Source organism: Pseudomonadota bacterium, from assembly GCA_016927275.1.
Lineage (GTDB): Bacteria > UBA10199 > UBA10199 > 2-02-FULL-44-16 > JAAZCA01 > JAFGMW01.
Genome location: JAFGMW010000061.1, coordinates 38,880 through 51,069, shown reverse-complemented (window position 1 = coordinate 51,069; position 12,190 = coordinate 38,880). Strand labels below are relative to the sequence as shown.

7 protein-coding genes are annotated in these 12,190 nt (G+C 62.8%); 6 read left to right on the top strand and 1 reads right to left on the bottom strand.

Annotated elements, in window-relative coordinates; genetic code table 11:
* Nucleotides 1–229: 229 nt before the first annotated feature.
* The 5 genes from JXA24_03895 (at nt 230) to JXA24_03875 (ending at nt 9,774) form a co-directional block, all read left to right on the top strand.
* The gene (locus JXA24_03895) at nt 230–2,287 is read left to right on the top strand and encodes a hypothetical protein (protein MBN1282895.1); all 2,058 of its coding nucleotides are present in this window, start codon (nt 230–232) and stop codon (nt 2,285–2,287) included.
* A gap of 21 nt (nt 2,288–2,308) precedes the next feature.
* Nucleotides 2,309–2,581 (top strand): hypothetical protein, encoded by a 273-nt coding sequence (locus JXA24_03890; protein MBN1282894.1) that lies wholly within the window; start codon nt 2,309–2,311, stop codon nt 2,579–2,581.
* Nucleotides 2,582–2,823: 242 nt separating this feature from the next.
* Nucleotides 2,824–4,434: a hypothetical protein gene (locus JXA24_03885; protein MBN1282893.1), complete on the top strand. Its 1,611-nt coding sequence runs from the start codon at nt 2,824–2,826 to the stop codon at nt 4,432–4,434.
* Nucleotides 4,435–4,558: 124 nt separating this feature from the next.
* A complete protein-coding gene (locus JXA24_03880) occupies nt 4,559–8,104 on the top strand; it encodes a transglutaminase domain-containing protein (GenBank protein MBN1282892.1) in 3,546 nt (1,181 codons plus the stop codon).
* Nucleotides 8,105–8,244: 140 nt separating this feature from the next.
* On the top strand, nt 8,245–9,774 hold the full coding sequence (locus JXA24_03875) for a hypothetical protein (GenBank protein ID MBN1282891.1): 1,530 nt from the start codon (nt 8,245–8,247) through the stop codon (nt 9,772–9,774).
* A gap of 6 nt (nt 9,775–9,780) precedes the next feature.
* On the opposite strand, the gene JXA24_03870 is transcribed toward JXA24_03875, so the two are convergent.
* Nucleotides 9,781–10,947: a hypothetical protein gene (locus JXA24_03870; GenBank protein MBN1282890.1), complete on the bottom strand. Its 1,167-nt coding sequence runs from the start codon at nt 10,945–10,947 to the stop codon at nt 9,781–9,783.
* A 206-nt stretch (nt 10,948–11,153) separates the two neighbouring features.
* Here JXA24_03870 and JXA24_03865 point away from each other — a divergent pair, with 206 nt between their 5' ends.
* Complete coding sequence (locus tag JXA24_03865) at nt 11,154–12,185, top strand: hypothetical protein (protein MBN1282889.1); 1,032 nt, start codon at nt 11,154–11,156, stop codon at nt 12,183–12,185.
* Nucleotides 12,186–12,190 lie beyond the last annotated feature (5 nt).

The window sequence follows — 12,190 nt, the reverse complement described above, 5'->3', positions numbered from 1 at the left end:
GATTATTCGATAATTGGAATTTGGTGCTTATTTGGAATTTGGGATTTGGTGCTTGGAATTTGTCGAATGGGGGTGATCCGACGACAGGACCCGAAGCTGCCTTATTTTTGCAATCAAATCGCTGGGTTAAGGTTGACACGGCGCGGGTTGTAATTCGCGCAACTTTTCGAAAAATCGGCCGATAATCAGATTGTGGGGATTCCCCCATCTATATGGGAGGGAGCAGGCAATGAGCGACAATGCAGCGAAATGCGGCCTGAAAGGCGTGCCGAGCGGCGCGTGCAAGGCGGCCGATTACCAGGACTGCGACAACCTCGGCTCGGCCGATCTCACCCAGCTCATCAGCTACAACGGCCACGGGCTGGGGACCGTCGAGACCGGCCTGGACAGGCGCAAATTCAAGAGGCCCGCGTTCAAGCAGATTCGCGACATGGACTGGGCAAAATTTTCCTCCTTCGAGGGCGTATGCAAAAGAGGCAGTCAATGGTTCGCCTACAGGCAGAGACAGGCGGCCCAGCCGGAGGCGCAGCCTTCGGCAGCGGCAGGCCCGGCCGGGGAGAAGGACACGATCGAGTGGCTCTTCGACCCCATCGAGGAGGGGATCGAGCACCTCCTCAAGGGCCGCTACGAGAAGGCGCTTGAGAAGGCGGGATGGGAGCGCGCTGCCGGCGTTGCCGCGGCCGGTATTGCCGCTCTCATTCTCGTGTTTTCGCTGGCGAGGATGCCTTTCAAGGCGGCGAAGAAGAGGCGGCTGGCGTCGGAGAGGCGGCAGGCCCTGCTCGCGGATCGCAGGCTGGAAGAGGCGAGGATGGCCGCAGCCAGGGCGGAGGCAGCGGCGAGGATGGCGCAGATCGCGGCGGAGCGCTCGCCTGTCCCGATGTACGTCCCGATCCCGGAGCCGATCCCGGTTCCGGCGTACGTTCAGGCCCCGCGCGAGGACACGCCGATCCCGCTCGTCCCGACCCCTGTCCCTGAAGCGCCGTCGAGCGATTCCGCCAGGTTTTCCGGCATACCGGTGGACGGGTCGGGCAGGGCGGTCGTGGAATCAAACGTCCCCCTGCGGCCGGACGCTACCCCCATAGACTCCCTCACTGCAGCGGATTTTAGCGTGGATTTCGATGTCATCGCTGCCCTCATGGAGATTGATCCGTCCCACGCCAAAGAGACCGAGAGGACGCGGATAGAGGGCAAGTACAACGTGAAAATCAATCAGGAGCGTGTGAAGGAGGCGGGCCTGATCTCCCGCGAGTACTTTGTCACGAACAGGGACAACGTGAAGGAGCAGGTGAGGCTCACGGTCATCGAGATCCTCGAGAAAGCGGCTGAGAGGGCGGGCAGGCTGGGCTTCGCGGAGGTGGAGACCCACGATGTCGTGGACGCGGCCGTCTCCTTCAGCAGGGGAGAACTGCCTGCGGACGAAGTTACGATAGCGGCAAGGCGCGCGAGGCCGTGGTTCTCCAGGGAGGGTTATCACACGAAAGCCTACGTCCATTTCCTCCACGACACGGGCGATTCAGGGAAGGTCGCGAGGGAGGTGGTGAAGGTCGGCGATTCCGTCGTGCCGCCTCCGCCGGGGGAGCGCGGCATTTCCTCCAGGGATAAGAATACCGTGGAGGTGAGGCCCGAGGGCATTCCGCCCGCGGTGGATTCGAGGGAATTAAGGCCCACGGGCATGGTCCCTGCGCCGCAGATGACCGATCGCTCCGTGACTGCCGACGTGGTCCCCGAGCGCCTCGCGGAGATGGAGGAGTCGGCGAGGTTGCGAAAGGCGAGGGCGGGCACGGTCGTGTTCAGCGGCGAGGACGGGGAGCTGTTCTCCGGTTTCTCCGAGAAAGATCTCATGGGCGGAGGCGCGGGGATAGAATGGGGCAAGGGCGGCGTCCCTGCCCACGCGGAGCCCCACTACGATCCCGCGGCGGTCATGCGCAGGGCGCTCGAAGCCATCGACTCTCACGAGAGGTACAGGGACCTCACCGACACCGACAAGGCGAGGCTCGCGGACGTGTTTGCCGCCGCCGTTGTGGGCAAGAGGGCGATACCCGGCTTTGCCAAGGACTTCTTCCCGGGCGGCAGGGTGGACTCGGCCCGGTTCGCAGAGGCGGTCGAGGTGGCTCAGGATATCCTGGGGCCCTCTTCTCCGGGAGCGGCGCGCAGCCGCGGCGGCCCCGAGAGGCGAACGGCCAGGTCGGAGAGCCGCGCCCGCAGCGGCAGTTTCGTCGATCCCTTTGATGGGGATTCGGAGATCAGGGGGATCGTGGAGGACGTGCTGAAGAAGGGCGGAAAGTGATCGTTCGCCTCAGGTCTTATCATGCCCAGAGCTAAACAGAGCTGCGGCGGAGGCAGGATACCATGCCCCGCCGCTTTCATCGACTGCGCAGAGGCACAGCAGGGCGGCGCGAACGTGCGCCCGCTCAAGTCCGATCCTGGCGACACCGAGGCTTTTGCCCGTTCGCTCGAGGGCTTCGGAAAGCTCTGCCGATATCCCGAAGGCTCAAGGTTCAAGTACGGATGGTACAGGGAGCCTCGGCCGGCCGGCTCAAAGCTCAAAGTTGAAAGCTCAAAGCTGAAAGCTCAAAGCTGAAAGCTGAAAGCTCAAAGCTGAAAGCTGAAAGCTTAAAGGAAAATCAAGGCGAGGGGCAAAGCCTCTTTGTAACGGGCGGGTTGATCGCGGGTGCTGTGGCCGTTGCGTCTGGTATCGCATTCGGCGCATACCGCCTCTGGAATCGCATATCAGCCGGCCGCCGCCCAGGCCCTCAACCTCAGCCTGAGCCTCAGCCTGAGCCTCAACCTCAGCCTGAGCCTCAACTTCAAACTGAATCCCCGGTGTTCCGGGCCCCGCCTCCCTCGAGACGGGCGCGTTCCCCTGTTGCGCGGGGGGGCGTCGGGGAGGACCCGCCGACAGGGATATACCTGCCGGAGGGCGACGGCATAGGAACAGGCCGCAGGCCGGTTGTCGAGCCTGCTTCGGGCGAAGGGGCTGATGATCTGCTCAGGGATTTCGACCTTGAGTTTGATCCGGCCGATCGCGGTCCTGACAGCGAGGACGGAAGGCAGACCCTCCCCGCTCCCCCGCCCGAGGAGAGCGTGCTCGCAAAGCTTCCCGAGCTCGAGGTCAGGTGGGTGCCCTTTGCCGGGCGCGAAATACCCTGGGAGGAGAAAGGTGCGCTCTCGGCCCTGGCCGACTCGATGGCGGCCATCCCCCTCTACCGGAATCTCACCCGCGAGGACATAGAGCGCAGGGCCGAGTACTACCATGAGATGTGGGTGAGCATCCCGGCGGAGAAGAGGTTCGAAATGACGTTGGGGCTCGGCGATCACGAGGTCCTCCGCGCCGGAGAGGAGGCCATTTCCCAGTCGTGGCTCATAAAGAGGGAGGCGGCCCTCAACGCGAGGCTCAGGCTTTCGGAGAACCCCGTGTACAGGGACCTGCCCGACTCGGCGGAGCAGAGGATCGCGTTGCGGAGCGTGGCCGAGCTGAAGGCGTTCTCTCGATTCGCAGAGGAGTTTCCGGACATGGTGCGGGGTGAGATCGACGGCTCCCTCGACCGCGGGGAGCAGGTCACGGTGAGCATCGTGCGCGACGGGCCCGGCAAACTCGTGCAACGCGCCGCCATGGCCATGGTATCGAACTACCACTCCTTCGAGGAGCTCGCCTACGAGGTTTTTTCGACAGAGGGGCTGGAGGGTGTCATGATGGTCCACTCCGACCGTTCCATGGTCGAGAAGCTGGCCTTCAGGATGAGGAGGCTGATCGAGTTCGCGAACCTCAACGAGAGGATGCTCGAGATGAGGGCCAGGACGTTTATCGGGATATGGCAGGGACTCTCGCCTGGCGTGCGCTCGAAGATCGCCTACGAAGACATCGTGAGCCGCGGCAAGGCCCTCGAGATCGACGTGGAGCCCGAAGGCGCCGAAGAGCTGGAGGCTGCAAAACGCTTCAGGGAGAAGTACGGCATAAAGACGCCCAGGGGGATGTTTCTCTACCCCGGTTCCGTGCCCGCGGCATCCATCGATATGCCGCCTGACTCATGGCTCTCCTGGAAGAGGAGAGAGCAGTTTGCATGGGAGGAGGCTGAGAGGCAGACGGGCGTGAGGCAGGTGGATTCCGATGTGTGCTTCGTCCACAGCCAGCTTTACGCCGAGGGAAACCTCGACTTCGTGGAGATGCTGCCGGCCGACAGGTACGCGCTGAGCAAGTCGATTTCCGTCGGGTTCAAGCGGGTTCAGGAGGATACCGAATTCATGAGGAGACATGTCAACGGAGAGGGCTATCTCTCCCCCGACGGGATAGCGGAGGTCATGAGGCGTGGAGGGGTGAACGATTCGGGTATGAACTTCCGCCCCTCCAGGCGCGAGGGGCTGAGGATGCCGAAGGCGAGGGATTCGGTGAAGGAGCACCACAGCCACACATGGATCGTGCGGCCGGTAAAATAGCGATCTAATATATAATGATATCGAGGAATTACCGTTCCCGGCAAATTTTCGTTATTTTCCCGCAACTTTTTCTGAACCCTGCCGATAATCTCATTGAAGGGGTGGGCCATATTCGCGGGGAGATATGGCCAAAAGAGTCAAAAACCGCAATCGGCCCAGACAGGAGATATATCCTGCCTGCGCCGATCTGTCCCGCGAAAATCCCCGCCCGCTAAAGAATGAACCCGCCAGCATAGATGCCTTTGCAAAGGACCTCGAGAGGAGCGGCTATTCGATCTGCAGGATGCCGGACGACTCGGGGTTCAAGTACGGGTGGTACAGAAAGCCCTCGCAGCGCCCCGCCCTTGAGCTCAAGGTCGAAGATCAAAGCTCAAAGCCGGAAGCTCAAAGCTCAAAGGTCGAAGATCAAAGTTCAAAGCTCAAAGCTGAAAGGGAAGAAAGTGGGATCGGGCAGATCGCAGGCGCCACGGCAGGATTTCTGGCCTTTGCCGGCGCTGCCGCCTACGTCGTATACAGGATCATTAAAGGGCGAAGCGCTGCGCGCCCCCTGCCTCCGACCCCACGGCTGGTTGATGCGGAAGATCTGCCGCCGAAACCTAGGCTGTCGGAGCGGCCTGCTGCGGAGCCTCCATCGGCTGAGCGGGGATCCGAGCCGCCTGCCGAGCCCGCTGCGTCGCCCGCGGCTGCTGCGCCTGTCGAGCCTGCGAGGGGCCCATCGCCCGATGCGGAGCCCCTTGCCAGGATAAACTTCGAGAACTACGAGCCACTCACGAACCAGGAGCTGCGCCACGGCGACATACTGCCGGGCGGCGAGTTCGTGCTGGGCGACCCATCGACCTACAAGCGCGAGCTCCTCACCGTCAACTTCCGCGATGACTCGCAGGCGCACGAGATACTCGAGGAGGCCAGGAGGATCGGCGACGAGAAGGGGCTCACCCTGGAGCAGAAGATCGAAGCCATAGCCGTGAGGATACAGGCCGATTTTTCGCCGGTCCCCGACGGCCTCGGCAGGCCGGGCAGGCCCGACACCATAGGCTACTACTTCAAGAACGGCGGCTGCTGCAGGCACAAGGCCGCGCTTGTTCAGATGGCGCTCGCGGAGGCGGGCATACGCAGCCGCTACGTGCGGGGCTCCGTGCTGGGCAATCCGAGCCGCCACGCCTGGGTCGAGATCGATATCAAGGGCGACGGCTCCTACAGCTATGCGGCGGACGTGCATCTCAACAGCGGCAGATGGGGCGAGAAGGTCGTGATACCGCTCCCCTACCTGGACCACCTCGAAGGCAAAGTCGCCTATGCGATAGAGGGTCAGGCCGGGAGCAGCTCGATCTATCTCGTCGACCCCTTGGAGACGAATCTGGTGTGGCGGCCCCGCACGGCAAAGGGCGAGCCCGCAGTGCGGGCGCCGTTCGCAGAAATTGCTCAACCTCAGCCTCAGCCTCAGCCTGAACCTCAGCCTAAACCTGAACCTCAGCCTCAGCCTAAACCTCAACCTCAACCTCAACCTCAACCTGAACCTCAACCTCAGCCTGATCCTGCCCTTGCAAGGGACGGGATTCCTGTTCCCAGGCCGTCGCCGGCAGGAGTTGAGCCTAGGCCTGCTGTTGTCCCGGCTCAATTGCCTAAGCCCGGACCTGTCGCCGTGTCACCGGTCCCGCCGGTCGATATGAATCAGTCGCTGATGCTCGATACGAGGGGGCTGCCTAAGGAGCCTTCGACAAGCCTTGACCTCGGAAGCCTGGGCCTCGAAGTGCCTGTGCCCAGGCCTTCTCCGCAGTCGAAAGAGGCCAAACCCTCTGCGCAGCCCGCTGGGCTGCCAAGGCCCAAGCCTGTCGCTGCGTCGCCGGTCCCGTCAGTCGATATGAATCAGTCGCTGATGCTCGATACGAGGGGGCTGCCTAAGGAGCCTTCGACAAGCCTTGATCTCGGAAGCCTGGGCCTTGATCTCTCTGCACAGGAGGCTGTTGCGCCCAGGCCTCAACCTCAAATGGAGCGCCCGGCATTTGAGGAGCGCGAGACGCAGGTTTACGAGGAGGGGAAGGGGCTGTTGGAGAGGGTCAAGGGATTTTTCTCGAGGGCCTTCAGCCCTGTCAATGTCGCGGACCGCTACATCGTAAATGAGAGGACGGTCGGTCAGCCCCCACCGCTGCCGCCCGCCATGAAGCCTCGTCTGCCGGCGCCTCCGAAGATGAAGCCCCTGCCGCCGGATGCCGCGTATATGTTCGATCGCTCGATCGCGAGGATCGAAAAACATCTCCCCAAGGCGATGCGGGCCGATTTCAGGAAATCGGCGATCACCTATGCGGTGTCGGCGCTGAGGCCTGTCCACGATGGGAAGAGATCGGCTGTGGAGGGCGAGCGCGAGATATGGAGCAGGGAGACGGGCGAAAAGGTCCTGATCCGTGGGGTTGTTCGCGTCTCTGAAACCATAACCGGGCCCTATGACAGGATCTGGGGGAAGGGCCCGCTGGTGAGCGTCATTCGATCGCTCTCGCTTATCGCGAAGATGCCGCACGAGGAGCGCGAGAGATATCTCGACAACCGCGGCTTCCTGCTGGAATCGGTCGTGGACCGGGTCTTCATCGAGAACTCAGGGTTGTCGCTGCCCGCGAGGCTCGCGCTTCGCATGCGATCGATAGAGGAGTTCAGAAAGGCGAAGATCGATCAACTGCACGATATGGCCGGGAGGCTGCATGCGGAGTGGCAGAGGATTCACCGGCTCATGAGGGAGAACCTGATCCACGTCGCCGAAAGGGAGCGCACCGATGCGCTCCGCAACAGCGCCGCGCGCCTCGACAAGATGAAGAAAGCCCCGCTCTACAACAGCAGCGACTCTCCGCCCGATTCATGGCTCGTGAGGCAGGCAGCCTTCATCGCCATGGAGGAAAAGGCGTGGAAGCAGGCATCCCCGAGTGCGAGCCTGTCCGACATCGAAATTCGCGAGGTGCACTCGGCGCTCTTCCGCAACGGCTGGTTCAAGGAAAAGGCCCCTGCGGAGAGGTTTGCGATGGCCGAGGCGCTCTCGCAGATACTCAACGACCCTGCCTTCCGCGGCGTGAGGCTCATGCATGTGCCGAACGAGGTTTTGAAGCAGGCCGGCGGCAAGGGCGCGCTTATCAACCATTTCGGCTTCCTGACAAAGGAGGGCGTGAGGCAGGCGTTCGACAGGGCCGGACTCGCGCAGCCGCCGGCGGGCACCACCATCATGCTGCCTGGCGACATGAACGAGAAACTCCCCATGCCTCGCGCGCCTGAGCTGGCAAAGCCTCCGGTCGATGTGGAGGCGATGATAGAGGAGGTAAGGGCGGAGATCGCAAGGAGTCAAGGAGGAAGGATGCCGATCGCCGAGAAACCGATGGAGTTGCACCTGCATGAAATAGAGGTGATCAGGGATGTCAGCGAGGCCTCGATGCAGCTCGATATCAGCGAGATGGAGGAGATAAGAAGGGCCGGCGAGGCCTCGATGCAGCTCGATATCAGCGATATCGAGGAGATCAGGGCCCCCCGGGCGTCGATCGTCGATGCCGTGCTCGGAGATCGACCTGCGAAGGTTGAGGCGGAGCTCAGGGATGCGGCCCGCGCCGTGAAGGTCAGGGACTCGGCCGATCGCGCAGCAGAGCGCGCTGCCCGTAAGGCAAGGGACAGCGTGAGGCCCAGGTTCAAGATCTGATCGATCCCCACATATAATGATACGGAGGTTTGTTTCGGGCCTTTTAGGCCTTTTTTCCCGCTGGCCGCAACTCAGGCATATGGCCTGTCGATAATGAAACATGAGGCGGGGGCGCCTTCTCATCATGGGAGAGGAGCACCATGTCTCTGATCAAATCCGCCAACGAGACCGTGAATTCGAGATCAACGGAGGATGCGCTGGGTCTGCGCGGCTCTGACGTTGATATCGACCTCGATTCCGAAACAGATCCGGCCGCATCAACGGATAAAAGGCCGCTGATGGACCGCGCTGCCGATGCGGCGACCGACGCCTTCTGCAAGGTCAAGGACTCGCTGCTCGTCATGTCGCTTATAGGCACTGTGTTCCCCTCCTCAACGCTCCTGACCGGGGTCAGGGATGTCCCCTGTGAATGCAGGGCGGAGACGGTCTCAAGGCCGGAGGCAAAGTCGGCGGGAGACGACGATGCAGGGCTGCTTGGCCGCTTCATCGCCGGGCTCAAGGACGACATCGGCGGTCTGCTCTCAGGGGCGGCCGCGTTCATCGGCGGCGTCGTTTCAGGCCTTGACGGGAAAATCGACCCTGCGCCAGTCAGGAGCCAGACCATATCCGGCAAGGATGTCTCCCGCGTGTTCGATGATGTTAAGCCCGGCGAGAAGGTCCTCCTGATAGACTTCGCGCCGGAGAACATCCCGGCTGAGCGCGCAGCGGATGCGATAGTGGCGGACCATCACTCCCCGGGGCAGGAGGGCACGACCGCGACCGAGGCGGTCGCGCAGCTCGCGCCCGAGGGCAGGCTCGAGGGCGTGGTCAAGGTCGTGGGCAACCACTGGGACACCGACAGGGTCATGGCCGAGGCGATCGGCCGCGGCATCATCACGGTCAGGGGCGAGGCGGCGCAGGCCGTCTTCGCCGCCAGGGCGGGCGACTATCTCGTCGGCAACGATGCGGCCATGCGCGTGAACTGGATCGTCATGTCCATGATCCACGGAGACCGCGGCGGCAAGTTCGAGAAGGTCCCGGTGGAGGAGATCGTCAGCAGGGTCCCTGAGATAATCTCCCAGCCTGAAAAATATGAGATTTACTACAAGGGCACCGCGGACTTCATGGAGGCCTCGCGCGAGGCGGTGCGCGAGGGCAGGGTCGAGGTGCGCGCCGAGGTGGGGCTCATCTTCACCGAGAGATACGCTCACCCGCTGGCCGGATACGAGGCCATAGAGCGCGAGGGCGCGAGGGTGATGATCAAGCAGTCTCCGCATCCCAGGGGCGGATACTCGTACGACGTGGGCTTTGTGCCCAGAACCAATATGCAGTCGAGGATGGATCTTACGGACACATTCAGCGCACTCAAACTCATGGAATCCCGGACTAGCAATCCCCACTTCGATGCTGCCGACAACTGGGGCTGCGACCCCAGGCGCGCCGGCGGCTCGCCGCGCGGCTACGGCAGCGCGCTGAGCATGGGCCAGGTCCACGCGGCTGTCTTGGAGAACATCTGCAGGATCGTGGGCCCCACGATAGTGGACGCGGCCATCGGGAAGAACCCTGCTAAGGTCGAGTTGGAGCTGAGGGAGGCAGGCCGCGCCGTGAAGGTCAGGGATTCGGCCGATCGCGCAGCAGAGCGCGCAGCGGAGAGGGCCAGGGGGCGCGCAAAACCCAAGGGCAGGCTCTGATCGGGGCTATGCCAGGGCGAGCAGCTCGGAGAGCATGATCTCTCGCCTGTACCACTCCGTGTAGCGGTTGTATCTCTCCGCGTCGCCCGACGCATACAATATCCCGATGCAGTTTTCGAGTACGGCCGGGCCGAGGCTGCGGTTGCCCTGCATCGCGAACGTCAGGTTGCGCCTGAAGACCTCTTCGCCCTTCGCCCCGCCCCTGCGGTGCATGTATTTTATGTCGTCCTCGAGAAACTTCGTGATGGTGAGCATCGCCCACTTCTGAGGGGCGCCGGTTATGCCGTTGCCCTCCGCAAACTCCTCGATGCGGTCCATGATATTCTGCTCCTCCCCCTCTTTGCCCAGCCTCCTGAAGCGCTTCGCCGTGTCCAGGAGCAGCAGTAGCGCCCTCGCGGCGTGCGCCTTGTAGGCGCGGTCGCGGACGCCGGTCTCCGCCCTGGCGATGTTCGCCTCGCAGCACGCGCCCTTGAGCGCCGCTATGGCGTATATGTGCGCCAGCCTCCCGGCCGTGGCGCGGTCCATGTCCCCTGAGTCGAGGATCGTGCGCTCGAGGCGATCCGCAACGGCGACGATCTGCCGCATCGTATCCCTCGCCTCTTTCAGGCCCTCCGCCATCTGCACGTCCGACGCCGTGATCGAGCCTGTGAGGCCGTCCGCGGCGCAGGCGACGAGATGGGCGACCTCCGTCATTTCGCGGGCCTTGAGCGCGCCTTTGCCGTGCGCGAGCGAGCCCATCGTGGACAGCACGTCGTTGAGGTAGTCGAGCTGCGCCTCATCGCTCTTCATGCCCGCCAGATCGACCATGATGCTGTTTTTGATCTCCTCCGCGCTTGTCATCGTGAGCATCGCCGATACCCGGTCGGTTGCCGAGGCGTTGAGCGAGGGGATCGCGCTCCATGGGCCCTTCACCCTGCCGCCCCCTTCGCCATCCCCGCCGCCCGATCCGGACGGAGGGAAGGCCGGCCCCGATGGGGAGCCGCCCCCGATCTCGGAGGCCATGAGCAACTGGGCGTTTGTGAAAGCCGACGGCATGTACAAGGGAGATTGCGTTGATCCGCAGTAGATATCAGGGAGATGCGCCGAGGCGAAGCCCGCGAGCGGAGCCGCTGATGCGGGCCGAGAGAGCGGCCCGGGCATGCAGAGAAAAACCGGCTTTATGACCACACCCATCTTTCCCCCTCCAGTTACCTTATCGCATCCCCGGTCAAATAGTTGCGTGAATTCTCCCACAGGCGGCGGAGCGCTTTAACCGTCTGTAATTACTCATAATTTAATTTTATTCCATGGCGCAACTTGGCCCCCATCCCCTGCCGATAATTAGAGTAGGCGGGGGAGTGTCTGCCACAGCTGCAGGCCTTTTTGGGACAGGAGTCTGTATGGGCGATTTCAATCCGAAGAACGTGGACAGGGGCGCAGGGCCGCAGTGCATCCCCGGCGCCGAGGGCGGTTCGCCCTCGGAGGGATCTGAGGCCACTGCCAACGAATTCGTGAAAGCCATGCTCACGGAACCTCCGGAGTACAGGGACTCTTACTTCCCCAATCTTCTCGCCCCCCCTGAGACGGAACCCCCTGAATTCCGCGTCTACAATCTCGCGACCGGACAAATGTATTTGCATCGCGGTGGTCCAGATTCCGCCGACGCGATGATCAGCCATATAGAGACGGGATACGATGTCGAACTGCCCGGGGCGAGGGAGTCCGATCAGCGGCTGCCGGAGGGCGTCATCGACAGGGGCGGGTTCCTCATGACCCCTTCCGAGGAGCTCTGGCTGATCAGCGAACGAAGTTTCACTGAAGTCGAAGTGCCTGTCGCCGAAGGCAGAGAGAGGCCGGGCGGACAGTCGGTCGATTCTGTGGAGAGCCGGATGAGGGGCCAGATCCTCGCCCATTCGGTCGAATTCCTGAACGAGGACACATTGAGCCGCGCGACGCTCGAGATCATGGCGCGCCACGGCGAGGAATTCCTCGTGATGGATGTCGAGGAGCGCAGGGGCGTGGTGGAGCACGTGCTGAGCGACATCAGGGTCTGCCGAACCAGTATGGAAGGGGCCGTCGGCTGGGAGATGGCATCTTCGAACGAGATCAGGGTCGGAACGATACCCCAGCGGACGATTTACGATCCGGTCATTGCGGCGGAGAGGGCGCTCAGAGAATTTCTCAGGATGGCCCCCCCGATCGAGCCCCCGAAGACGCCCGATTGCCTCAATGCCTGGTTTGGAGGGCCGGACGCCTTCGCGGAGTGGGCCCGAGGAAGCGGGCTTGTGGATGCGGCGCTGGGATCTCGGCCGAGCGCATCTGAACTGGGCAAGCTGGCTGCGGACTTTAAGGTTCCGCCGGGCGAGCTGGGGAGGGCGCGGCGTGCAGCCGAGAGGGCCAGGGACAGCGTAAGGCCGAAGGGGAGATTATAATATAT

What these genes read in the sequence shown, in the direction of transcription:
- JXA24_03880 (MBN1282892.1), top strand. Translation starts at nt 4,559, where the DNA reads ATGGCCAAAAGAGTCAAAAACCGCAATCGGCCCAGACAGGAGATATAT.
- JXA24_03875 (MBN1282891.1), top strand. Translation starts at nt 8,245, where the DNA reads ATGTCTCTGATCAAATCCGCCAACGAGACCGTGAATTCGAGATCAACG.
- JXA24_03870 (MBN1282890.1), bottom strand. Translation starts at nt 10,947, where the DNA reads ATGGGTGTGGTCATAAAGCCGGTTTTTCTCTGCATGCCCGGGCCGCTC.
- JXA24_03865 (MBN1282889.1), top strand. Translation starts at nt 11,154, where the DNA reads ATGGGCGATTTCAATCCGAAGAACGTGGACAGGGGCGCAGGGCCGCAG.
- JXA24_03895 (MBN1282895.1), top strand. Translation starts at nt 230, where the DNA reads ATGAGCGACAATGCAGCGAAATGCGGCCTGAAAGGCGTGCCGAGCGGC.
- JXA24_03890 (MBN1282894.1), top strand. Translation starts at nt 2,309, where the DNA reads ATGCCCAGAGCTAAACAGAGCTGCGGCGGAGGCAGGATACCATGCCCC.